General features: G+C 43.9%; 24 protein-coding genes. 10 read left to right on the top strand and 14 right to left on the bottom strand.

The annotated features are described in order from the left end of the window. Nucleotides 1–39: 39 nt before the first annotated feature. Entirely contained in the window at nucleotides 40–648 is a 609-nt protein-coding gene (locus tag RXX31_RS00230) for an AraC family transcriptional regulator (RefSeq protein ID WP_317587097.1), read from the top strand. A gap of 101 nt (nucleotides 649–749) precedes the next feature. Here the strand turns inward: RXX31_RS00230 and RXX31_RS00225 are convergent, their stop codons facing one another. Together RXX31_RS00225 and RXX31_RS00220 are read right to left on the bottom strand one after the other, a co-directional pair. Beyond that, nucleotides 750–1,232 (bottom strand): hypothetical protein, encoded by a 483-nt coding sequence (locus RXX31_RS00225; protein ID WP_317587868.1) that lies wholly within the window; start codon nucleotides 1,230–1,232, stop codon nucleotides 750–752. A 14-nt stretch (nucleotides 1,233–1,246) separates the two neighbouring features. Beyond that, on the bottom strand, nucleotides 1,247–1,780 hold the full coding sequence (locus tag RXX31_RS00220; protein WP_317587096.1) for a nicotinate-nicotinamide nucleotide adenylyltransferase: 534 nt from the start codon (nucleotides 1,778–1,780) through the stop codon (nucleotides 1,247–1,249). Nucleotides 1,781–1,995: 215 nt separating this feature from the next. Between RXX31_RS00220 and nadE the strand changes: the two genes are divergently transcribed. Beyond that, nucleotides 1,996–2,826, top strand: a complete 831-nt coding sequence (nadE, locus tag RXX31_RS00215) for an ammonia-dependent NAD(+) synthetase (protein ID WP_317587095.1) — start codon at nucleotides 1,996–1,998, stop codon at nucleotides 2,824–2,826. A gap of 53 nt (nucleotides 2,827–2,879) precedes the next feature. On the opposite strand, the gene RXX31_RS00210 is transcribed toward nadE, so the two are convergent. Continuing rightward, a complete protein-coding gene (locus RXX31_RS00210) occupies nucleotides 2,880–4,697 on the bottom strand; it encodes a hybrid-cluster NAD(P)-dependent oxidoreductase (RefSeq protein WP_317587094.1) in 1,818 nt (605 codons plus the stop codon). Nucleotides 4,698–4,896: 199 nt separating this feature from the next. On the opposite strand from RXX31_RS00210, the gene RXX31_RS00205 reads away from it, so the two are divergent. Beyond that, nucleotides 4,897–5,061, top strand: coding sequence for a YqaE/Pmp3 family membrane protein (locus RXX31_RS00205; protein ID WP_014234744.1), 165 nt, complete (start codon nucleotides 4,897–4,899; stop codon nucleotides 5,059–5,061). A gap of 157 nt (nucleotides 5,062–5,218) precedes the next feature. Beyond that, the gene (pyrC, locus tag RXX31_RS00200; RefSeq protein ID WP_317587093.1) at nucleotides 5,219–6,247 is read left to right on the top strand and encodes a dihydroorotase; all 1,029 of its coding nucleotides are present in this window, start codon (nucleotides 5,219–5,221) and stop codon (nucleotides 6,245–6,247) included. Between the two features lie 88 nt (nucleotides 6,248–6,335). On the opposite strand, the gene RXX31_RS00195 is transcribed toward pyrC, so the two are convergent. Beyond that, complete coding sequence (locus RXX31_RS00195; protein ID WP_317587092.1) at nucleotides 6,336–7,241, bottom strand: DUF808 domain-containing protein; 906 nt, start codon at nucleotides 7,239–7,241, stop codon at nucleotides 6,336–6,338. Between the two features lie 187 nt (nucleotides 7,242–7,428). On the opposite strand from RXX31_RS00195, the gene RXX31_RS00190 reads away from it, so the two are divergent. Together RXX31_RS00190 and RXX31_RS00185 are read left to right on the top strand one after the other, a co-directional pair. Then, nucleotides 7,429–8,346 (top strand): M14 family metallocarboxypeptidase, encoded by a 918-nt coding sequence (locus RXX31_RS00190; RefSeq protein WP_317587091.1) that lies wholly within the window; start codon nucleotides 7,429–7,431, stop codon nucleotides 8,344–8,346. A gap of 70 nt (nucleotides 8,347–8,416) precedes the next feature. Further along, entirely contained in the window at nucleotides 8,417–9,208 is a 792-nt protein-coding gene (locus RXX31_RS00185) for a CLCA_X family protein (RefSeq protein WP_317587090.1), read from the top strand. Between the two features lie 122 nt (nucleotides 9,209–9,330). Here the strand turns inward: RXX31_RS00185 and alsE are convergent, their stop codons facing one another. The 7 genes from alsE to RXX31_RS00150 form a co-directional block, all read right to left on the bottom strand. Then, the gene (gene alsE / locus RXX31_RS00180) at nucleotides 9,331–10,047 is read right to left on the bottom strand and encodes a D-allulose 6-phosphate 3-epimerase (RefSeq protein WP_317587089.1); all 717 of its coding nucleotides are present in this window, start codon (nucleotides 10,045–10,047) and stop codon (nucleotides 9,331–9,333) included. 158 nt (nucleotides 10,048–10,205) lie between these two features. After that, nucleotides 10,206–11,312 carry a PTS fructose transporter subunit IIC gene (locus tag RXX31_RS00175; protein ID WP_317587088.1) on the bottom strand — a complete coding sequence of 369 codons (1,107 nt, stop codon included), beginning with the start codon at nucleotides 11,310–11,312 and terminating at the stop codon, nucleotides 10,206–10,208. 57 nt (nucleotides 11,313–11,369) lie between these two features. Continuing rightward, complete coding sequence (locus tag RXX31_RS00170) at nucleotides 11,370–11,693, bottom strand: PTS fructose transporter subunit IIB (RefSeq protein WP_317587087.1); 324 nt, start codon at nucleotides 11,691–11,693, stop codon at nucleotides 11,370–11,372. Between the two features lie 65 nt (nucleotides 11,694–11,758). Continuing rightward, entirely contained in the window at nucleotides 11,759–12,226 is a 468-nt protein-coding gene (locus RXX31_RS00165) for a fructose PTS transporter subunit IIA (RefSeq protein WP_317587086.1), read from the bottom strand. Between the two features lie 423 nt (nucleotides 12,227–12,649). After that, nucleotides 12,650–13,105, bottom strand: coding sequence for a fructose PTS transporter subunit IIA (locus tag RXX31_RS00160; RefSeq protein WP_317587085.1), 456 nt, complete (start codon nucleotides 13,103–13,105; stop codon nucleotides 12,650–12,652). A 23-nt stretch (nucleotides 13,106–13,128) separates the two neighbouring features. Then, nucleotides 13,129–14,688, bottom strand: coding sequence for a transcription antiterminator (locus tag RXX31_RS00155; protein WP_317587084.1), 1,560 nt, complete (start codon nucleotides 14,686–14,688; stop codon nucleotides 13,129–13,131). A 129-nt stretch (nucleotides 14,689–14,817) separates the two neighbouring features. Then, nucleotides 14,818–14,967 carry a hypothetical protein gene (locus RXX31_RS00150; RefSeq protein ID WP_317587083.1) on the bottom strand — a complete coding sequence of 50 codons (150 nt, stop codon included), beginning with the start codon at nucleotides 14,965–14,967 and terminating at the stop codon, nucleotides 14,818–14,820. 191 nt (nucleotides 14,968–15,158) lie between these two features. On the opposite strand from RXX31_RS00150, the gene RXX31_RS00145 reads away from it, so the two are divergent. Continuing rightward, on the top strand, nucleotides 15,159–16,919 hold the full coding sequence (locus RXX31_RS00145) for an ABC transporter ATP-binding protein/permease (RefSeq protein WP_317587082.1): 1,761 nt from the start codon (nucleotides 15,159–15,161) through the stop codon (nucleotides 16,917–16,919). Between the two features lie 110 nt (nucleotides 16,920–17,029). Here RXX31_RS00145 and RXX31_RS00140 read toward each other — a convergent pair whose 3' ends face one another. Next, a complete protein-coding gene (locus RXX31_RS00140) occupies nucleotides 17,030–17,818 on the bottom strand; it encodes a helix-turn-helix transcriptional regulator (RefSeq protein ID WP_317587081.1) in 789 nt (262 codons plus the stop codon). A gap of 98 nt (nucleotides 17,819–17,916) precedes the next feature. Here RXX31_RS00140 and RXX31_RS00135 point away from each other — a divergent pair, with 98 nt between their 5' ends. Both RXX31_RS00135 and RXX31_RS00130 read left to right on the top strand, forming a co-directional pair. After that, the gene (locus RXX31_RS00135) at nucleotides 17,917–18,822 is read left to right on the top strand and encodes a DMT family transporter (protein WP_317587080.1); all 906 of its coding nucleotides are present in this window, start codon (nucleotides 17,917–17,919) and stop codon (nucleotides 18,820–18,822) included. Nucleotides 18,823–18,948: 126 nt separating this feature from the next. After that, nucleotides 18,949–19,371 (top strand): Hsp20/alpha crystallin family protein, encoded by a 423-nt coding sequence (locus RXX31_RS00130; protein WP_317587079.1) that lies wholly within the window; start codon nucleotides 18,949–18,951, stop codon nucleotides 19,369–19,371. A 75-nt stretch (nucleotides 19,372–19,446) separates the two neighbouring features. Here RXX31_RS00130 and RXX31_RS00125 read toward each other — a convergent pair whose 3' ends face one another. Further along, a complete protein-coding gene (locus tag RXX31_RS00125; RefSeq protein WP_317587078.1) occupies nucleotides 19,447–20,250 on the bottom strand; it encodes an alpha/beta hydrolase in 804 nt (267 codons plus the stop codon). 30 nt (nucleotides 20,251–20,280) lie between these two features. After that, nucleotides 20,281–21,783: an NAD(P)/FAD-dependent oxidoreductase gene (locus tag RXX31_RS00120; protein ID WP_317587077.1), complete on the bottom strand. Its 1,503-nt coding sequence runs from the start codon at nucleotides 21,781–21,783 to the stop codon at nucleotides 20,281–20,283. A 138-nt stretch (nucleotides 21,784–21,921) separates the two neighbouring features. On the opposite strand from RXX31_RS00120, the gene RXX31_RS00115 reads away from it, so the two are divergent. After that, nucleotides 21,922–22,992 (top strand): AraC family transcriptional regulator, encoded by a 1,071-nt coding sequence (locus RXX31_RS00115; protein WP_317587076.1) that lies wholly within the window; start codon nucleotides 21,922–21,924, stop codon nucleotides 22,990–22,992. Nucleotides 22,993–23,049: the final 57 nt, after the last annotated feature.

The raw sequence follows: 23,049 nt of genomic DNA, 5'->3' as shown, positions 1-23,049 counted from the left end.
AGCGTTACGCTTAGCGCCCAAAAATCACTGGTAATCATAATGAACTACGCAATTGAATTTCACGACACTAATTACCCTTTTCTTAATGTTACTGCGCGTAAAAAAGCACTAAAGCACAGTTTGCTGTCTGTGATTGAAGGATTAGTGATCATTAAATTGGGTAAGCATGAGTATGCCATTGAACCGGGTCAGTTTTTTTGGATTCCTCAGGGATGTTTGAGCTCCCTCACCTTTTTACCTAATACTCGTGTACATCGTTGTGATTTTTCTGTGCGTTTGAGTGATGACTTTGCTCAGCAAGCAGGCTTCATTAAGCCATCCGCGCTACTACAAGCTTTACTCGATAAACTAGCGACCGTCGAATCGCGTTCGGATCTTCAGTTAGACTTGCTTGCAGTGATAAAACACGAAGTTGGTACGATTTCTCCCGCTCTATCTAGCTCCCCATTAAGCAAAGCAATCAATCAGTGGAAGCCTGGAGGTGAGGTCAGTATATCAAGAGAGCTATGCCTGGTACTCACGCTGAGAGAAGCGAGAAAAATGAAGTTATCGGGGAAAAAAGAGGCGGACATTGTGGAAGCGCTGTTTTCTGGAAATAGCGAAGAGTATGAGCAACTTTGTTTCTTGGTATTCGGTGAAGCACTATAGCGACTGACTAACGTAGCGACACACTACGATAACCACAGACTCAACAACCTTCCCCCATAAAAGCAAAAAGCGTACATCATCTAAGGTACGCTTTTATTTACTTAGAATGGTACTTCTATTTGCATCATCCAATCGGCGTCATAGTATTCATGCCAACGATAATCTAACCGCATTCTAGGCTCGCCATCCCCTTTGTCTCCAAAACCGATGCTGAACATCAGACCGTGATTCCGAATCCATTCTTCTGTGGTCATCTTACTTTCTTCGTCTAAAAGTTCTTCAGGCATCCAGATACCCAAGCCAAAGTAATTCTTCTCTAGATTTTGAGTCAGTATCGGTGTTTCATTTGGCGTAAACGCCCACTCTTCCCAGTAATTTTCCGTGGGTCCGTTCAGTTCAAGTTCAGGCTCATACCAGTTCAAAATATCAGAACTTAACACAACAGCACTGTCAAAAAGCTCTTCACATATAGGCATGGTATTGTCAGTGAAAACGACAGAGCGATCAGAAAAATAGTTACACGCTAAACTGGCTTGCGAATTAACAAGCAGTAGGCACGCACTAAATACGGCTAATCTGACCATTAACATTTAACCTCTCAGTTACCAGATAATGTTTCTCTATATAAACCTTCGTTGAGCAATAGTTCACTGACTGTTAACGTCGTAAAAGCGCTGATGTCTTTTCCTTCCATCAACGCTTCTCGAATATCGGTACTTCTAATTTTTATTTTTTCAGGACACGCCATAACGGTCCAACGCTCGGTAATTTCCTGCGCTCTATAAAATTTAGCAAATTTAAAGAAATTGTCAGGACCAATGACAAAAGTTAAATCGTCCGTCGGATGAATTTGTTGAATTTTGTCTAATAACGCATAGGTCGTCACACTTTGTCCAGGTTGGTATAAAGCTTGCTCCACGTTCGAGCGTTGAACATTAGAAAGCCCAATATCTTTAATAAATGCATCGACCAATTTGCACCGGGTTGGGTAATCCAGCATTTCTTTGCCCCACGCATGTGCGATGCTGGGTTCAAGTAGCACAAGGTCAAAGTGGCTAAGAGACTCGATAACACTTTTGTGGCCTAAGCTAGGTGGATTAAATGCGCTACCAAAAATGGCAATTTTTTTCATATCCGGCGATTACCTGGTTTAAGAGAGTTTTCTAATCTGATGATTTCGGTATGATACTACTAATCTTTATAGCTTTTTGACACTAAAGCGATGTTTGTGAACCTCAATTGGATAGATTGTCACCAATTGTGCGTAATTAAACCGTCGCTCTAACCGGTTTTGGTTCATACCAACGCTAGTGGTGTCTGATATATTTGCAGGAAAAGGAACCCTAAATGGAACAATCCATCCGTGATGAAATGCGCGTACTCCCTTCTATTGATCCGCATTTCGAAATTGAACGCCGTGTTGCTTTCATCAAGCGTAAGCTACAAGAAGCCGGTTGTAAGTCACTCGTGCTTGGTATTAGTGGCGGTGTTGACTCAACCACGTGTGGTCGTCTTGCCCAACTTGCAGTAGACGAACTCAATGAAGCCAGCGGTGGTCAAGACTATCAATTCGTCGCGGTTCGTCTGCCTTATGGCGAGCAAAAAGATGAGGATGAAGCACAACTTGCTTTATCGTTTATTCAACCGTCACATTCAGTATCAGTAAACATCAAACAGGGTGTTGACGGTATGCACGCAGCTTCTAACTTCGCGCTCGAAGGGACTGGCCTGTTACCAACTGACGCAGCAAAAGTAGACTTTGTTAAAGGCAATGTAAAAGCACGTGCTCGAATGGTCGCACAATACGAGATCGCGGGTTATGTGGGCGGTTTAGTCATCGGTACGGATCACTCGGCAGAAAACATCACGGGCTTCTACACGAAATTTGGTGACGGTGCCTGTGACCTTGCTCCTCTGTTTGGTCTGAGCAAGCGCCAAGTACGTGAAGTGGCAGCAACATTAGGCGCGCCAGAACTACTCGTGAAAAAGACACCAACCGCAGATTTGGAAGAGCTTGCACCGCAAAAAGCCGACGAAGATGCGTTGAACCTGACTTACGATCAAATTGATGACTTCCTGGAAGGTAAGCCTGTATCACAACAAGTGAGCGATCGTCTGGTTGCAATTTACAATGCAACGCAGCACAAACGTCAGCCTATCCCGACGATTTACGACTAGTTAAAAAGGTCCTAGGGTCTAGGATCCTAGGACCTAGGACCTAGGCCCCAGAATTAATCAGTCACCTTCACATCGGTTTCCGGAACCGCACAGCAGGCCAATACCGTTCCCATTGCTCGTTCTTCATCGCTTAACGCTGGTACATGCGGGTGGTCTACTTTCCCGGACTTTAATTGCACTTTACAAGAACCACATAACCCGGCGCGACAACTATTGCTGATATCCTTCCCTGCATCTTCCAGTTGATCAAGAAGGGTTTTCTGATTGTTGCCCGTGAATGTAGAACCGTTGAACTCGATTTCAATGCTTTTCTCTGCTTTTGCCTTCACCGGAGTGACGCCAAATGCTTCCTGGTGATAATGATCTTCTGGAAGTCCTTTTCTTAGCAGTAGGTTCTTCGCTTTTTGCATAAAGCCATCAGGACCACAAACAAACACCTGGCGCTGCTCGGCATCCTTAATCTGTTTGATGTGCGAAAGGCTCAGTCGACCTTTCAATCCAAACCAGTCTATCGCAGGCTGCGTCAGGCAGAATTTTACCTCTAGTCCCGGATGCTCTCGCTTCAGTTGTTCCAGTTCAGCTCGGCAAGGGATGTCTTTTTCAGTACGACACTGATGGTAAAACACAACATCATCTAATTGGTTGTTATCAGCTAGGTAACGTACCATCGACAACATCGGCGTGACGCCACTACCTGCAGAAAGCAATAACAGACGTTGGGTATGATGAGGCTTAAGATGAAATTCTCCATCTGGTTTTTCTGATTCTAAAATATCACCAACCTGAAGGTTATCCAGCAACGCATTCGACACACGGCCACCAGAAATTCGCTTAACTGAAATGGCATAACGTCCCGGGCGAGAAGGACTCGAAGAGAGCGTGTAACGTCGACCTACTTTTTTACCATCCACCTCAACATCTATCGGCAAATGCTGACCCGGTAAGTAATTAGGTAACTGACCTTTACTCGGTTCAAGCCAGAACGTCACAAAATCTTGCGCGATTTCTTCACGTTCGACGCAAGTTAACGTCAAACGCACCGGTGAGTTGTCCTCATAAAACTCAGGATCTTTGTATTCCAGTACTTCGACTTTATCGCCCTGGCGAATAATACCTTCATTACGCGCCACTAGGTTTTGCCCAAAAAAGACCCCGCCTTGCTCATTGGCACGGAACTGTTGCAACGTCTTCAGTGGCTCTTTACTCTCGCGGAACGTCCCTCGTTGCGTATTGACCGTGGTAAGAATACAACGCTCACAAGGCTTGAGTGACTCGAACTCCACCTCGCCGATACGAATGCGTTTCCAGGAGTCCTCTTCAAATGGCTTTGTGTCTGCGACAACCAGATTGGTACGGAACTGATCCATAGAGTGCTGCTCTGAGCTTCTCTTATTCAGTTCATCAAGCGAGGCCTGGCTGATAACCAAAACTGGATATCCATCAGCAAAACTCACATTATGACCAAACTTTTCGCGCACGCGGTTCGATTGCTCACCACAGAAAAGCAGCTCGACGCGCTGCCCTAATACACTGGTGAACCAGTCATCAGCTTCATCGGTCGTAGTGTAGGCGGTAAACGTGTCGCTCCAAACCGTTGCCGACGTTTCCTGCATTTTGAAATCTTGATAACGAATTTTAAGTGGTTGCATACCCAAGGCGCTAAACACAACACCATCGGCCAGTATTGCTGATTTCACTGTCACCATCTGAGGATATTTCCTTGCGGTGATCATCGATCCATCTGCTTTGGCAATCATAAAACGGCGATCAAAGCTTAAGCCTTGCTTTTCTACCCATGCAGAAGAGAGCGCGACCCCTCCAACTGATTTAACCGGAAAGACATTTATTTGCGATAAAGTGGGTTGTGACATGGCCTTCTTCCTGAGCTGCATTTTATTTATTGCGCTATTGTAGGGAGAAGTCTTTACTAATGTAAGGAGTTCACTTAACTAAATCTAAACATTGTATTTTTTACAACATGTTGACGAAACACCAATTGATATAGTGTGACACAAGACACATAATTCGCCACGCTTTTGACAACAACGACAAATTGACTAGAGGCTTATCATGGATACAAGAAAACTCGTTCTAATTTTACTGTGTATCTTTCTTCCACCAGTCGCGGTGTTTATGGAAAGAGGCTTCAATAAAGATTTCTTCATCAACTTGATCCTAACCTTTTTCTTCTTCCTACCGGGTACGATTCATGCCCTTTGGTTAACCATGAAGTAACGCGTAGGGCTTCCCTTATCGTAGAAAAGTGAAAAATGGGGTGAAATGTAGAGTCAATTCCTCTATCATCCTGTCGCCTAAGCGCAAGCGTTTGCTAAAAGCGCAAGTGCTTCGTTTAGGCTCCAATCAGACAACTTTTTAATGGTGGGAGCAATTAATGACAACACTGACTATTACTCGTCCAGACGACTGGCACGTTCACTTACGCGATGGGGAAGTCCTTAAAGACACCGTTCGCGATATCAGCCGCTACAATGGTCGCGCGCTGATCATGCCAAACACCGTCCCACCTGCTACTAATACTGAAATGGCGCTGGCCTACCGTGACAGAATCCTTAAAGAGCAACACGGTGAGCAATTTGAACCACTAATGTCGCTGTACCTTACCGACAACACCACTCCAGATGAAATTCGCGCTGCCAAAGCGACAGGAAAAATTGTTGCTGCAAAGCTTTATCCAGCAGGCGCCACCACCAACTCAGATTCTGGCGTGACCAATGCAAAGAACATTTACCACGTTCTGGAAGCAATGGAAGAAGTCGGCATGCTACTGTTGGTTCATGGCGAAGTCACACATCACGATGTTGATATCTTCGACCGTGAAAAAGAGTTCCTTGATACCGTTCTTGCTCCTATCGTTAATGATTTCCCAAATCTAAAAATCGTACTGGAACACATCACCACCGCTGACGCCGCTAACTTTGTAAATAACGCGTCTGATAACGTTGCGGCGACAATCACTGCTCACCACCTACTTTTCAACCGCAACCACATGCTTGTCGGTGGCATTAAGCCACATTTCTACTGCCTGCCAATCCTAAAGCGTAATACCCACCAGCAAGCTCTGATTGAAGCGGCAACAAGCGGCAGTAAGAAGTTCTTCCTAGGTACAGATTCAGCGCCACACGCAAAAGGCGCAAAAGAATCGGCTTGTGGCTGTGCGGGTTCGTACACAGCGCACGCATCTGTTGAGCTTTACGCTGAAGTATTCGACAAAGAAGGCAAACTGGAAAACCTGGAAGCATTTGCAAGTTTCAATGGTCCAGATTTCTACGGTATTGCTCGTAACACCGACACAATTACCTTAGAAAAAGCCGCTTGGGATGTGCCAGAAACAATGCCGTTTGGCAATGACATCGTTGTGCCTATCCGTGCAAACGAACAGATTGAATGGCGAGTTAAATAAGCACTGTACTTGACTAACGCTAGCGAATAAAAGGGTCATGACTTTCTATCTATAAAAAGTCATGACCCTTGTTGTTTTTGGGGTGAGATTAATTCCCACGCACCTTTTCTATCAATGTCCAACCACCAACAATCATCAAACCGGCAATAAACCCTATCAGACCGTTGAGTAAAATCGGTAACACTGCGGTGGCAAAAGAGTGACCACTAAAGTCCATCAGAATTGGTTCTACAAAGTGATGAATGGCTGGAACATTGTGAACAATAATGCCCCCACCAACCAAAAACATCGCTGCCGTGCCCACGATGGTTAGCAATCTCATCAACTTGGGCGCAAAAGTAACCAGCGCGTTACCGACTTTTGCCATGAAACCTTTTCCTTTCGCGCGCACCTCAAGGTACAAGCCTAAGTCATCCAGTTTAACTATCCCAGCAACTAAGCCATAAACACCAATGGTCATGACAACGGCAATCAGGCTCACCACAATGATCTGCGTAACAAAACTGGCTTCTGATACCGTACCTAAAGCAATCACAATGATTTCGGCAGAGAGAATAAAGTCGGTACGAATCGCGCCACTGACTTTCCGCTTTTCGAACGCTTCAATCGACTCTCCCGTATCCAGCACCTCTTCTTTTTCTTCATGAGAATGAGCGTGCGGAAAAAGCTTCTCCAACACTTTTTCAGCCCCTTCAAAGCAAAGAAACAGCCCCCCTAACAGAAGCAATGGCATGATCAACCACGGAATAATGGCGCTAATCAGTAATGCAGAAGGTACCAAAATCAATTTGTTCTTAAACGAACCCTTGGCAACAGCCCAAACAACAGGTATCTCACGTTCAGAGGCTACGCCTTGTACCTGCTGGGCGTTCAATGCTAAATCATCTCCTAACACACCTGCTGTCTTTTTTGCCGCCACTTTTGACATCACCGCGATATCATCGAGTACCGTGGCAATATCATCTAACAGTGTGAGTAAACTTGCTCCAGCCATTTTTTATCTCTTTAAATGCAATTAGTTACATTAAACCTAGTAAAAATTAAAATGTATCACCACAAATATGCTCAGCAAAGTGATTATCTGGCAAAGATTATGCTGACGGACGGTATTTTATATTGCTGTCGAGGTAAGACACGTCTAGTCTTGTCTTACCTTTGAGTAAACAAAAGAAAAAGTATAGATGAAAAGCGGATACACTTACCCAATTGGTACCCCAGGTCAACCTTGGGGCGAGCCAGAACGTAAAGCCTGGTTAGCAGAACGAGAAGTAAAACGCAGCTATCAGGAAGAAGTCGTCAGTAAAATCGACGCACTTCGCGACCGTTTTGATGTCGAGCAATACGGTGCACTCTCATATGACGAAGATCGTTTCCCACTATTTTGTATTAAAACCCGTAACTGGACCTCAGCAAAGCCCATTATTCTTGTGACTGGTGGCGTGCACGGCTACGAAACCAGCGGTGTGCATGGTGCATTAAAATTCTTGGACACAGAAGCAGAGCGTTACGCTGAGCACTTCAATATCGTCGTTGCACCGTGCGTTAGCCCTTGGGGTTATGAGGTGATTAACCGCTGGAATCCAAATGCGATTGATCCGAACCGCTCTTTCTACCCAGACAGCCCAGCAGAAGAGTCTGCAAACCTAATTAAACTGGTTGCAACATTGGGCGACGTATTAATGCACATTGATCTTCACGAGACGACGGATTCTGATGAGACAGAATTCCGCCCCGCTCTGGCGGCTCGCGATGGCATTAAATACATCGAAGGGATGATTCCGGACGGCTTCTACACGGTAGGTGATACTGAAAACCCGCAACCAGAGTTCCAAAAAGCAGTGATTGATTCGGTAGCGAAAGTGACACACATCGCCCCTGCGGACGATCAAGGCGAAATCATTGGATCACCTGTTGTTCAGTTTGGCGTGATCAACTACCCGATGGTGAAACTGGGATTATGTGGCGGTGTGACCAACTGCCAATATGGTACGACAACTGAAGTCTACCCAGACAGCCCAAAAGTCACTGACGAAGAATGTAATGATGCCCAAGTTGCAGCGGTTGTAGGCGGACTGGATTACGTTCTATCTCAGCGATAACTGACAAATTAAAGAACCCCAATCAGTTACTGCTTATCAACATCATAGAGTGCCACACTTAAGGAATACCTTGCAGTTAAAAAGCTTTAAATACAAAACTCGCATAGGTCCCGACTATCGACACGGAGACCAGGTCTCTTTCATCGATATAAAAGAGACGTTTGGTATCGGTAGTATTCGTATCGGCAAATGGGTGAACTCAGAAGAAAAAGACCTCGCGGCGAATTTAATCTTCGATTCGTTAGCCGATCTGGCTTATATATTGGCTTTACCGCCTACGGCTATTGGTCTTCGGGGGAGTCTGAACCTGGCTTTTGGTACTGGTGGCAGTAAAGGCGTTCAGGCTCACTATGCACCCAATCAACGCGAGCTGGCACTAGCGAAAAACGCCGGTGCAGGTGCGCTCGCTCATGAGTTTTGGCACGCTTTCGACCATTATATCGCTGAGAAAGCATTTAATATTGGTGATAGATCTGGTCCCCAGCAAAAAATTTTGTTCGCAAGTGATTGCTGGTTAAGAAGTGTGAACCATTTGCCACATCCGTTGAACGAGAGGTTACTGGAGATTTTTGACTCAACATTGCTAAGTGATGACGGTCAAGATAAACACGATTACGTCTCGCGAAGTGTAAGAGCAGATAAAGCAATGGGCTCAAATTATTTCTCCCAACCTACAGAGATGATGGCGCGCGCTTTTGAGGCGGTGGTCGAATCGTGCTCTGGTATCAAAAACTCGTATTTAGTGTCTGGTACGACTAAGCAAGAATATATCGACTTATATCCAGACATGGACCATAGACAAGTTATAAATAATGCCTTTCAAGCATACTTTCGCCCTCTTGGTGACGCATTAAGTCGATAACTGCTACCAGTGAAAGCGCAGATACCATATATCAGCCTTGGTCGATGGTATCTGCATAATGATCTGAACTAATCTTACATCTCTCACTGTACTAGCTCGTTTGAGGACTGGAATACTCTATGTTAAGCCGCCTCGTCAGAACGAAGCTGGATAAACTTTTCTCCAGTCTCTTCTTCAAACTCAGCAACCATTTGTTGCCATGAACTTTCAATATTATCCGTCAAATTGAACAGTCCACTGCGCCCAATGACATAAATATCCGGTTTAACATCATGAATCACTTTCCAATGTTCTTTATTGGTTGAACCATCCATTTCAATCAGATACTGGTAGCCATTTGCTTCACGAAGCTCTCTTAGTTCGGTAATTTTGTCTAACATCTTTACAAGGAATCGCTGGCCAGCAAACCCAGGATCAACCGTCATAATCGTGACTTTATCAAGAATATCGATATACGGCAGGATTTCGCTAACAGGCGTCTCTGGATTCAGTACCACTCCAGCTTTTAGGCCCGCAGCATGTATTTGGTCAATCAAACGGAAGGCTGTGCCATTTATTTGTTCCGCAGGCATACAAATAACTTCACATTTTATATCAATAAGCTGCTGCACCCAGAATGTAGGATCAGTTACCATCAAATGTGCAGACATCTCTTTATTAGTCAGCTTACGAGTTTGTTCAATAAACCATGGGGATAAGCTGAGATTAGGGACAAAATGACCATCCATTATATCAATATGAAATGAACCTACATTATTATTTAGAAAAGTAATTTGCTCTTTAAACTGGTCAAGATCCATTGTCATTAATGATGGGGAAATATGTATATGTTCACTCATACTTATAAAATCCGTTCTTTAATTAAAAGATAAACACTAAATTTTAGATAAAACGGTCCAGTATCCAATAACAGGTTGGAATACGTTCCATCAACCTACTTATTTAGACCATTTTATATTTCTACTTGAAAGAGGTATTAAATAATTTTAGCTATGTTTTAGCTTACTTTAATATCATCCAAATCGATATCTTCCTCTTCTGCGTCATCATCTGCGATAACATCAACAGGAACATCTTTTTTGATAACAGCATAGACGGTACCCGTAACTAGAATATTGACTAGCAATGCCATTACACCGGCCATTGGGTTCGACATGGTTGGAAGCATGAAAATGCCGCCAAAAGGTACAGTCGCATCAGCACCATACACCATGGTAATCGCACCACCACAAGCACCACCAATAGCTGCTGCAGTGATACCACGAACGATATCGTTCATAACCACCGGAATTGCTCCTTCAACAATATTCACAACCCCCATAGGAACCGCTGATTTAAGAGTTTCGATTTCCGCATAGTTATAAATATTTTTACGCATAAGCTTGCCAATAAAATAAGCCAGACCGAAACCTACAGGTGTTGCTGTATTTACTAACTGGAGTGCCGTAATTGGTTCATTAATACCCTGAGCCTGAAGCGTTAATACAAATGCAAAACATGTTTTATTGATCGGGCCACCGAAGTCAATAATACACAGAGCGCCAATAACAGCACCTAAAACCAAGTTAGATGAAGTGCCCATCTCTCTTAAGAAAGAAGTAAGTGCTTCGGTAAACATGCCCACAGGAGTACCGATGATATAGACCATAACCAGGCCACTAATGATCGATGCAAAAAATGGAACAATCAATGTCGGCATTAAGCCCTTAGCCCAATTTGGTACTTTGACATATTTGATAATGGCAAGAGCAAGGTAACCAGCCATATAACCGCCCAGAATACCACCAATGAAACCGGCGGAAATCGCATTAGCAGCCAAACCGACGACAAAACCAGGTGCTACACCCGGCTTACCGGCAATAGAACCAGCAATCCCGCAAGCAATAACAACAGGCAAAAGTCCAAGAGCCTTCGCTCCCATTGTAGCGAGCACACCCCATATATCGAATTGCCCGGCGACCAAAGTATCTTCGACCGAACCTCCAACGGACAAACCGATGGAAATAATGAAACCAGCACCGCAAACAATTGGAATCAAAAAGGAGATAGCGGTTAGCAGATGGCCTTTAGGGTTTGCTGCTTTCCATAGTTCTTTCATACTCATAAGTAACACCCTCTATTTCATATTGGATAATAATTGGTGAAAAAGTTATTATTTTTATTAATTTTTACAGTCTTCTAAAACTAATTCTTGTAGTTTTTCAATCAGTTTATTTGGCGATTTAACGGCTATTGCTGTTTTTACTTTAACGACTTTCTTTCCGGCAAACCTTTCTTCTCCAGAAACCTGAACATCAGCAGCCAACACAACGATATCTGCTTGAGCAATCTCTTCATCAGTTAAAGCGTTCTCAATACCAATCGTACCCTGCGTTTCAATTTTTACGTTATGACCGGCTTTTTTTCCTGCGATTTCAATTTTCTTTTGTGCAATATAAGTATGTGCAATGCCTACAGTACAAGCCGCAATTCCAACAATATTCATAATAATCCTCGACAATTTATTTCATTATTTTTCCGTCTACTAAAGACATTAAAAAACAACTCGGGTTAAGCAGTAACTTCTTCTGGTGCGTTCAAAATTTCAATAATATTTTCTGGATCATTTTCTTCCAGTAATTTAGCGATGATGTCCTCATCGGCTAATGCACATGAAACTTTGGTTAACAAACGGATGTGAGTTGTATCTTGGTCTTCCAAACGAACAGCAAATAAAATCACACAGCGAATATCGCTTCCATCCATCGTTTCCCATGGGATTTCATGTTGAGTACGTCCAATCGCCAATGTTGTATGGCTTACCGCCAAGGATTTCCCATGCGGGATCGCGACATGATTTTCAAATCCAGTCGATCCTTGTTCCTCGCGTAGCCAGACATCTCGAAGGAATTCATCCTTGTTGCTAACAGAGCCATCCTGCACTAACAAATCTGTTAATTCTTCAATTGCTTCTTCTTTCGTTTTTGCGACCATATCTAATTTGATATGCTTCACATTGAGTACTGACGAAATATCCATAAACCACCTTCGTTAATATTGAATCCAGCTTGAGTAACAGTAGATACATCACTTACCTGATGCAGTTTCTCTTTTATTCGATTTTCTCTAACACACCATATTTCTGCCAAATTGAATAAGATTTCATTTCTATTTAATGGCTACATTAGTGCGTAATCTTGATTATAAATATAAGGAGAAAGTCATAAGTCCACAATACTAAATGGTGTCCATATCTCAGGACATTTGACACACACTTAAGGACAGTAGAAATATTTATGTGAGGTGCATCATATTAATAGCGAATATAATTGAAATTGATTTAATAAAATAGATTCTGCGATGAATACGTTATGGTTGCAGCGAAAGGCTCAAAAGGATGGCGATACTGGAAACAACCGCTCTAGATAAGAAAAATATAAATGATTAGGGTTAACCACGAAATTAAGATTGTGTATTAAACATCTCAATAATATTTTTTGGATCATTTTCTTTCAGTAACTGAGCGATGATTCGATCATCTGCCAATGCACATGAAACTTGTGTTAATAAACGAATATTAGCAGTATTTTTCTCCTCCAAACGAACAGCATATAAAATGATACAGCGAATCTCGCTACCACACATCGTTTCCCATGAAATGTCATGTTGGGTACGCCCTATGGCCAATGTGGTATGCTTTACTGCCAAGGATTGTCCATGTGGGAGCGCTATATGATTTTCAAATCCAGTGGGCCCTTGTTCCTCGCGCTGCCAGATAGCTCGAAGAAATTCATCCTTGTCGTTAACAGAGCCATCTTGCACCAATAAATCTGTTAATTCTTCAAGTGCTTCTTTTTTCGTTTTTGCGACCATATTTAATTTTATATGGTTCAAGTTGAGTAGTGTCGAAATATCCATAAACTCACTTCGTTAATATTGAATCAAGATTGAGGAATAGCATGCGTATCGCTTGCCTGATGTAACTTCTCTGTGATTACTTTTTCAGTAATACGCTGGATATCTGAATCATTAAGAAATGCGGTGACATACACTACTGGCGTATCAATCTCTGGTACATGAATAGTAGAGATAATAAGATCAGGTGCGGTTTTCTGATTAACACTTTGTAAATTACTTGCTGGCACCGAAGCAACGATTTCCCAATCGGGAAATGCACGCAGAATACGGCTTTTCAACAAGTGTGATGTACCAATTCCTGTGGAACACACCAGCAAAACACGCTTATGCGTGATTTGGCGTTCAATAGCAGCCTGAAAATGAACAGCCAGATACCCAACTTCATCATCAGAAACTCTTTGTTGGGTACAACGAACAAAGATGTTTTCTACCGCAATACGGGTTAAGTTATATACATCCACCAGTTCATTTTTAATATCATCCAGTAAAGGATTACGAATATTAATTTGATAATGAAGTCGATTAATCAATGGCCTGATATGCACCACAAGTCCATCATACAGTTGGCTATCCTGGCTAAGGTCAATATTGATTAACTGTGAAAAATTCCTCACTAAGTCCGAAGTAATATCATGTGCCTCATTACTAAATAGTTCGGTATTCAACTGGGCGCTACTGCTATTTTCAACCACCAAGACTCCAGATGAAATAATGTATTGATAAATGAACCACACTTCATCTTCCGGTAAAGGTAAAGCAATGTGTTGTTCAATTTTTTCCACCATCTTACCGGCTACAAAAAATACCGGATCATCAAGAGGTGCTTGGGAGACATGCTCTGGATTATCCAGTAAATTCCCTCTGATACGGCGGCGCATCATAATCAAAATATGGGTAAAAATATTGATGTAGTATGCTTCGCCTAATGGGTAGGCCAGTTCCTGTTCCATTTCATGCAATAGGCCCTGCACAAAGGAAACTTCGTCTTCGCCAAAATACTGAACCAGCGCTTTATAACTCCCCGGATCCAGCCGTGAATGGCTCACGAGGCCCGGCTCCTGATGGTTAATTAACCCGTTAATCAATGCGGCCATCGCCTGACGCACATTACTTTCATTACCTTTAATTCGGGTCCCACTTTGGCTACGAATTAGCTGCAAACCCAGAGGCGTTATCCAATCTTCAATAATTCTTAAGTCATTAACAACAGAGGCATTACTGATATAAAAACGTTCTGACAGCTTATTAATTGACGTTTCTTTTGGTGTCTCGCTCAATAACCAGGAGACAATTTTTATGCGGCGGGCATGCCCCATAATACTGTTTGTATCTTCATTTTCTCCATTGAGCTGAAGCTCCAGTTGCATGAGATCCGCGGTATTTCCAGCCACCAGTAACACACCAGCGCCTACTTTTTTATCCACCTGGACGTTCGAATCAGCTAAGTAATCATTAAGAATATTGAGATCACGCTGGATAGTTTTTTTCGACACACCAAATTGTTCTGCCAGATTAGATAAGGTGACATACTCCCGCTGCTGTAACAGGAAGCGTAATATTTTATGTTGTCGTGAGGTAATCATTTTCAATTTTTACCTTTAGTTGCAGATCAAATAAATATGACCAGTCGCTCAATACTTTTATTTAATAGGCTGTTTCGGTGTGTGAACTATGCTTTTAAATACTAAGGAGAATCATATAAGGTCACAATACTAAATAGTGTCCATATCTAAGGACAATTGATGAACACCGAGATGCGAATTCACAAAGTAGACACGACGGCCAAGATCTGATGATAGCTCGCCTTTTCCCGCTAATACTCTGTGATCCATATCTATTGCAATTAGATTGACAGTCGTCATTTCTACTCATCCTTAGTATCTATCAATAGCATTAACTGTAACCGGTTACAAAAATAATGCAGTGCTAAACGTCAAAATTTAGACACGTGAGAGAAAAAGCCGTTCATCCTCCTGGAAAGAAACGCGTTACTGGTTTCACTAAACCAAGTAGCTTAGTATGCCAAATACTATACAAGGTTTGTGGATCAATCATGAGCAGTAAAAATAACAAAAACCTCGGCATCCTTCTGAAGCTAAACACCTTTGTTTCACCGTATAAATGGCGTGTGACCGCCGCTTTGGTCGCACTGGTCGCGACCGCGAGCCTGACATTGTCGGTAGGCTATGGTGTACGCATGCTAATCGATCAAGGTTTTGCTCAGCAGTCTTTGCAAGAACTCACCAGTGCAATTCAGTTTATTGTCGGTGTCACTTTATGCATTGCTATCGGTACTTTCTTTCGTTTCTATCTTGTTTCATCTGTAGGCGAACGCGTCAGCGCCGATATACGCCTTGCTGTGTTTAACCATGTTATATCGCTGCATCCGAGTTATTTTGAAACCCACAGTAGCGGCGATATTATGTCGCGCCTCACCACTGACACCACTTTGCTACAGAGCATTATTGGATCCTCATTTTCGATGGCAATGCGCAGCGCCTTGATGTGCCTTGGGGCTATCATTATGCTGTTCGCCACCAACTTTAAGCTCACGCTAATTGTACTTGCTTCTGTGCCCTTCGTTTTGGTGCCGATTTTGTTTTATGGGCGACGAGTACGCGCCCTGTCTCGCCAAAGCCAAGACTCAATGGCCGATGTGGGCAGCTATGCCGGTGAAGCGATAGAGCATATTAAAACCGTCCAAAGCTTTAGCTCAGAGCAACATGAAAAAGCCGCCTTTGCCGTAGAGGTGGAAAAAGCATTCGAGATTGGTAGACAGCGAGTAAAACAGCGCGCGATTTTAATCTCGGGTGTCATTGTGATTGTGTTTAGTGCCATTTGCGGCATGCTTTGGGTCGGTGGCAGCGATGTCATTCACGGTAAAATGTCAGCCGGTGATCTGGCAGCGTTTCTGTTTTACGCCATTATGGTCGCGTCCTCCACAGCCACCATTTCTGAAGTGCTTGGTGAACTACAAAGAGCCGCGGGCGCAACGGAAAGACTGATTGAGATCTTGCAAGTAGAAAGCGATATTTGTTCGCCAAACAATGCGTTACCAATAAACCCTACGATGCCGGCGGAGGTTACCTTTAACTCGGTTAGTTTCAACTACCCTTCTCGCCCCGATCAACCAGCTATCAAAGCATTAAACCTCACCGCTGAGCAAGGTAAGGTATTAGCGCTAGTTGGTCCGTCTGGTGCAGGTAAAACGACACTTTTCGAGCTACTCCAACGTTTTTATGACCCACAGCAAGGCCAGGTTATGTATGGAGGCCTTGATATTCGCCAGTTCGACCCGAACGACCTTCGCCAACAGATGGCGCTCGTACCGCAGCAGCCCGCTTTATTCAGCCACGACGTGTTCCACAATATTCGGTACGGCAACCCAGAAGCAACGGACGAGCAAGTCATCGAAGCGGCGAAAAAAGCACATGCACATGAGTTTATCGAGAAGCTACCTGAAGGCTATCGCAGCTTTTTGGGGGAGCGTGGCGTGAGACTATCAGGAGGACAAAAACAGCGAATTGCAATTGCTCGTGCCATTCTTAAAGATCCGAAGATCTTACTGCTTGATGAAGCCACCAGCGCATTAGACAGCGAAAGTGAGCACCATGTTCAGCAAGCACTTGAGGCGTTAATGAAAGGCCGCACCACACTGATCATTGCTCATCGTTTATCGACCATCCAACACGCGGACAAGATAGCCGTATTAGATGACGGCACATTGGTTGATATTGGTGACCACCAATCTTTGATGCAAAGCTGTGAACTTTATCAGCGACTGGTGGCATTGCAGTTTACGCACTTAGGATAACGCTTACTTAAGCTCGTTATAAATCGTTGCCTGAGTGGGTATGAAATTGATTTCGACAACTTCTACTTTCAGCGGAGACATGCGAAACCGTATGGATCCAGCCACACCAGTTATAACAAACGATTCTTATATTGCTCCGGTGTCATGCCGGAGTATTTCTTAAACATTGCAATAAAAGGGCTCGCCTGATTGTAACCCAACGTCAGTGCGACTTCTTTTACCGTTTGTCCCTTGCGCAGCAACTCCATAGAGTGGAGATAACGGACGCGTAATCGCCATTCAGTAAAACTCATTCCCAACTCACTCTGACAGTGACGCGCTAACGTTCGCTCCGTTGTATGAACTTTTGCCGCCCACTCCGCCAGGCTGATTTCATCCGTGGGTGATTCTTCTACAGCTTTAAGGATTGGTTCCAAATACTTATTATCAGTGGTCGGTAAAAAATGGTGTTCCACCTCTTGCTTAGCCAATTGATCGAGCAGCACCTGAACCAGACGTTTGTCTTCATCACTATGTGCGACATTGATGTCACGTTGGCGAAAATCCTCAATAATCGCAGCAATAACCGGCGTCACCTTAATTAAACTGGTTTTTGTAGGGAAATGCGCCGTTAAATCCGGAGAAATATTTAACGAGCAGTACTCGAGCGGTTTACGGTTATAACTGGTATGACGAATCCCCGCAGGCACCCAGATAGCTAAATGAGGTGGGGCTAAAAAGCGCGTGTCTTCGGCATCTATTTCCAAAATACCACCGCTGATCAATTGTACCTGGCCCCACGGGTGACTGTGCATTCGAGTCTCTGTATTGGATAAAAACGCTTCGAAGTTCATAAATACATCGGATGGAGCCCGATCGATTGATAATGAAGGGTGGAGGTTTCGCGAACTCTTTTTCAAAATTGTCTTCCTATCGCTCACTATGTCTTTTAGGAGATACTTTTCATTATAAAGACCTGCCAGACTATCGTCATCAATTATTATGCGATAGGGTTTTCATGGTTTACTTACTTCCGTTTTTTACCGTCATGATTTGGGGTGGAAATACTATCGTAAACAAAATGGCGGCCAGCACCATTGAACCTAGTGCGATGAGTTTCTACCGCTGGTTTATCGCACTGTTGATCCTGACACCATTTTGTCTGCCAGCCGTGATTAAGCAGCGTCAGGTTATTCGCCCTTATCTCACCAAACTAGCTTGTCTTGCTCTACTCGGTATGGTTTTAAATCAATCTCTTGGCTATTACGCTGGTTTAACCACCACGGCTTCTAATATGGCACTGATTACCTCACTGGTCCCACTCATCAGTGTATTTCTCAGCGTGCCTTTGTTAGGGAAGTCGATTTCTAAACTGAGTATCGTGGGCGGCTTAATGTCGTTATTGGGGTTAGCCTTTATGCTTGGTCATGGAGACATTACTTATTTCCTACATCAGGACATCACTCAGGGTGACGGTTTGATGTTGCTTGCGGCATTCGTGTATGCAGCTTACTGCGTACTACTTAAACGCTGGAAAATGCCATTTAACAATCTGACATTGGTGTACATGCAAGGGTTCTTCTCTGTAACCATGTTGACACCATTATGGTTGACGAGTGATCAACTACTACCAAGCCAAGAAGCGCTTCCACTGATTGCTTACGCGGGTATTGCAGCTTCAATTTTCGCACCACTGATGTGGGTAAAAGCGATAGATTTAATTGGCGCTGACTCCAGTGCGATGTTTATGAATTTGTTGCCTGTGGTTGCTGTGGCATTGGCATCCTTACTGCTGGGCGAAGAGCTCCGTCTCTACCATATTTTTGGCGGTTTATTGGTTATTTTTGGTGTAATTCTCTCGCAGATCAAAGTACGTCGTACAAGCCGTAACTTCCCGCCAGAGTTACCTTCGACGACCGTTTAAATTTCAGGTAACAACGCTTCTAGAATATTTGATTTTTATCAAACAGAGCAGTTATTTTTCCTGAAATTTCGGATACTGGAATTACACTTATAGTGGTGTTAGGAAAGAGTGAATGAGGAGGTACTTATGAGCTTGGTTCCTCGTGATAGCTGGGCTGATTTCTCCCGGTTCTTTGACAATTCATTTCCTGCATTGAGGACAAGATTCGAAGAAGGGTCTTTTTCGCCACGAGTTGATATTGTCGAGAAAGACCAAGCCTTCGAAGTCACTGCCGATTTGCCGGGAGTGAAAAAAGAAGATATCAAACTTAGCTGCCAGCAAGGTGTGTTATCCATCGAAGCCAGTATCGAAACTAAAAAAGAGACAGAAAAAGAAGGTAAGGTAGTCCACAGTGAACGATACAGTGGCAAAATGTCTCGAAGTTTTACGCTCGGTAACAACATCAATGTCGAAGAAATTAGCGCTGATTTTGTCGACGGTGTTTTGACTGTCGTGGTACCTAAACTAGCTGACCAACGTGAAGAAGAACATAAGATTCCAATTCGCTAGCTAAGAAAAAACAAATGCCCTCCTGTCACTGGAGGGCATTTTTTTAACGTGCAGTTCAATACCAAAAGTGTGCCGCTATGCGGCTATGTTCATTTGATCATCAAGCCAGTTAAAGATCACCGACATGACTTGGGGCAAATTGCTTCCCCCTATTGTCCAGTGGCATACCGCTGGCAATTCAACCAGGTTGGCCTGTTCCCCATACTTTTTCGCTATCGCACGCTGTACTTTGATAGGTGTAATACGATCTGCCAAACCACCTATGATAAGTATTGGGCACGCCACCTGCTTAGCATCAACCCGTGAAAAGCCACTGTTGAAAAAGCCGCCCACTCCAATCTGAAAAGTGGCCATGCCAGATTCGTAGGTCATGCTTTCCATAATCTGCGCCTGGACAGAAGCAGTCTGAGAGTTGGCAATCCCATATTTAACATTGCTCTCCCCAACTTCCGTGACTTTGCGCCAAAGTGGAAATATCAATAGGTTACGTCCAAATGTTCGAATCACCGACCAACTCCAGCCATTAATCCCGCCAGGAGCCGCTGACGAAAGAAGTACGAGCTTACTGATTGGTACTCTAGCCGCCACTAATTGTGCTAACAAACCTCCCATAGAATGCCCGACGAGAATCGGAGCTACAGCATGATCTTTAACTTTGGCAACGATAAAATCCACATAGTCTTGTAAAGACGTTCTAGCAAGTCGATTCTTAGCTGCTTGATCGTATTCGAGCTTCGCTTTGTGCTCAGGAAGGCATAGAGAATCCACCTCATACCCTTGCGCTTCAAAAGCCTGCTTCACTTCTGACAAGGTTTCCCCCGTGCTCCACATGCCGGGGATAAGTACCACCGGCGGCTTGGTATGATCTGGTATTGTCATTTTCACGTCCTTATCATCTGGCGAGTCGGGTTATGCTGTCGCTTCAACGTCCTGAACCAAGGTTTTCTCTTGGTTGACAGCAGGAGAAAACTGTAAAAACCCATCTTCGATTGGATCCTCAGTCAACGCTTTTTTGTCTTTGCCGTAGTGCATAGTGACAACCCAAGGCCCCTCATTACCTTGTCTCGGCATTCTTTCTTTTGCTCGTTCCATATAGCCCGGAGCAAACCCATCCAGCATACTGACCCCAGTACTTGCGTTGTCATTGTCTACCGGACGAACCACTGCGAAGCTCTTCTGTTCCATATGAGTAAACAAGTTACATAAATAACGGCCGCCGATATCCGCTTTCAGAGTCCATGGTGCATTGGTATAACCGAATATCCAACCGTAATTGGGCACCCCTTCAATCATGATCCCTTTGTATATCATGCGATTCGGAACGTTGATCGGCTCGCCATTTAAATGGAATGCCATACCACCCATTAGCTGGATATCTAGACCAGTCGCAGTCACTACCACATCGGCCTCTATGTACTGCCCCGATTTCAACTTAATGCCCTTTTCTGTAAAGTGATCGATATGATCCGTCACAATATCCGCCTTACCCGAACGTAGGGTCTGGAAAAAATCGCCATCAGGCGCAGCACACAAACGTTGCTCCCATGGATTGTAATTAGGGGTAAAGTGACTCATATCAAAATCAGGCCCTACTTGCTTACGAACATGTGACAACAAAACTTTACGCATTCTATTTGGCCATTTACGACACGCCAGATACATGCCTCGCTGCAATAAAATATTGCGCTTTCTCGTTAGGTTAAACACCCATTTTTTTGGCAAAAAGTGATTGAGGAAAACCGAGATTTTATCCGTGTTCGGCACCGACATAATGTAGCTTGGCGAGCGTTGAAGCATGGTAACACCCGCCGCCTTTTCCGCCATACTAGGCAAAAGCGTTATTGCTGTCGCACCACTACCAATAATCACCACCTTCTTATCCGAATAATCAAAGTCTTCCGGCCAAAACTGAGGATGAACAATGTCACCTTGGAACGACTCTTCCCCTTCGAAACGAGGTCGATGCCCTTTGTCAAAATTGTAGTAGCCAGCACAATTGATTAAAAATGAGCAAGTAAAGACTCTTTCCTCTCCAGAAGGCTCATGAGTCGCCGTCACTGTCCAGCGCTGTTTTTCATCAGACCAATCGGCTTTGGTGATCGCCAAGCCGTATTGAACCTTATCATCAAAGCCAAATTCTTCAGCAGTTTCCGCGACGTATTCCCTGATGCTTTTGCCATCAGCCAAAACTTTATCGGAATACCAAGGTTTAAAATCAAAACCAAAACTCGCCATATCCGAATCAGAGCGGATACCGGGATAACGAAATAAATCCCACGTACCACCCATTCGTTCTCTGCGCTCAAGGATAGCAAGCGTTTTATCAGGGTGTTCAGACGCCAGGTGGCAAGCCGTTCCAATCCCTGAAAGACCAGCCCCGATAATGATTGTGTCGTAGTGTGCAGCGTTCATAACCTTTTCCTTGTTGACTAAACATTGCTCAATATTTCAGAAAGGGCATAAGACAATATTGATGAATGACGACTTTTTTTTGATATAACGCGACAATGTTACTAAAATGTTAACTTGCATCTTTAGCTAGATAGAGGAATGGATAACCATGGAGTGGGTCATTTAGACAACGGAGAAATCGTGCATATTTTAATCAGGGCAACAAACCTTCGTGGGTATGACAATCTGACCAAGTTACTGGGCGGAGATCCGAACTCGCTGCTTGCAAAGTATCACATACCTAACGAACAGAGACGGGACGAGGATTCCTTTATAATGTTTCGCAATATGATTGCGCTACTAGAAGAGACCGTAACGGCTCTTGATTGCCCTGACTTTGGTCTGCGACTCGCAGAATATCAAGGTATGGGTATTCTTGGCCCGATTTCAGTCATTGCGCGCAGCTCCGCCACGGTTGGTGATGCGCTCGAAAACATATCAAACTACTTGCACCTACATTGCTCTGCATTAACGACCAAATATACGCCTGAATCCAATGGAAAAATTAAAACGATGAAGCTGGAATACACAGTCCAGGGACGCGGTATAGACTATTCAGTTCAGTGCTACGAGCTGGGTTTGGCCAATGCTATGCAGGTCATAAAATTATTGTGTGGGCATGAGTTTAAACCACTCGCTGTGCACTTTATGCACGCCCAATTGGGAGATGAGGTGTCTTATCAAACCGTATTTGGCTGCCCTGTAAATTTCAACCAAGACTGGTGTGGGTTTATTCTTCCCGAATCCGCATTTGCCATACCGCTCTCCAGTGAAGATGAGCAAACCTGCAAACTGGCAAAGCATTATCTGGATTCACAGCCCATTCCCTTCGCAAGTTCGGTTTCTGATGATGTAAGACGATTAATTCGCGCGCTGCTTCCCACAGGCCAATGCAGCACAGAAAATATTGCCGCACACCTCTCAATGCACAAACGGACTCTGCAACGAAAACTCGCCCAAGAGAATACAACCTACGAACAGCTCTTAGCGAACGAACGACAATTGATAGTGACAAAGTACTTGAAAGATCCAAACCTAAAACTGAGCCAAATTAGTGGCTTACTTGGATATTCAGAACAAGCGACGTTCAACCGCGCGTGTCGGGTTTGGTTTGGCGTTACGCCACGGACGTACCGTGCACGACTACTAGAAGAAATTGAATTTAATTAAATCTATAACAAAAAAGTAAAACGGTAAGAGAACCTGTCTCCTACCGTTTATTTAGTT

Source organism: Vibrio sp. EA2 (genome assembly GCF_033042495.1).
Taxonomy (GTDB): domain Bacteria; phylum Pseudomonadota; class Gammaproteobacteria; order Enterobacterales; family Vibrionaceae; genus Vibrio.
Note: the sequence above shows the minus strand (reverse complement) of the source record. Positions and strands in the feature narration are given on the sequence as shown.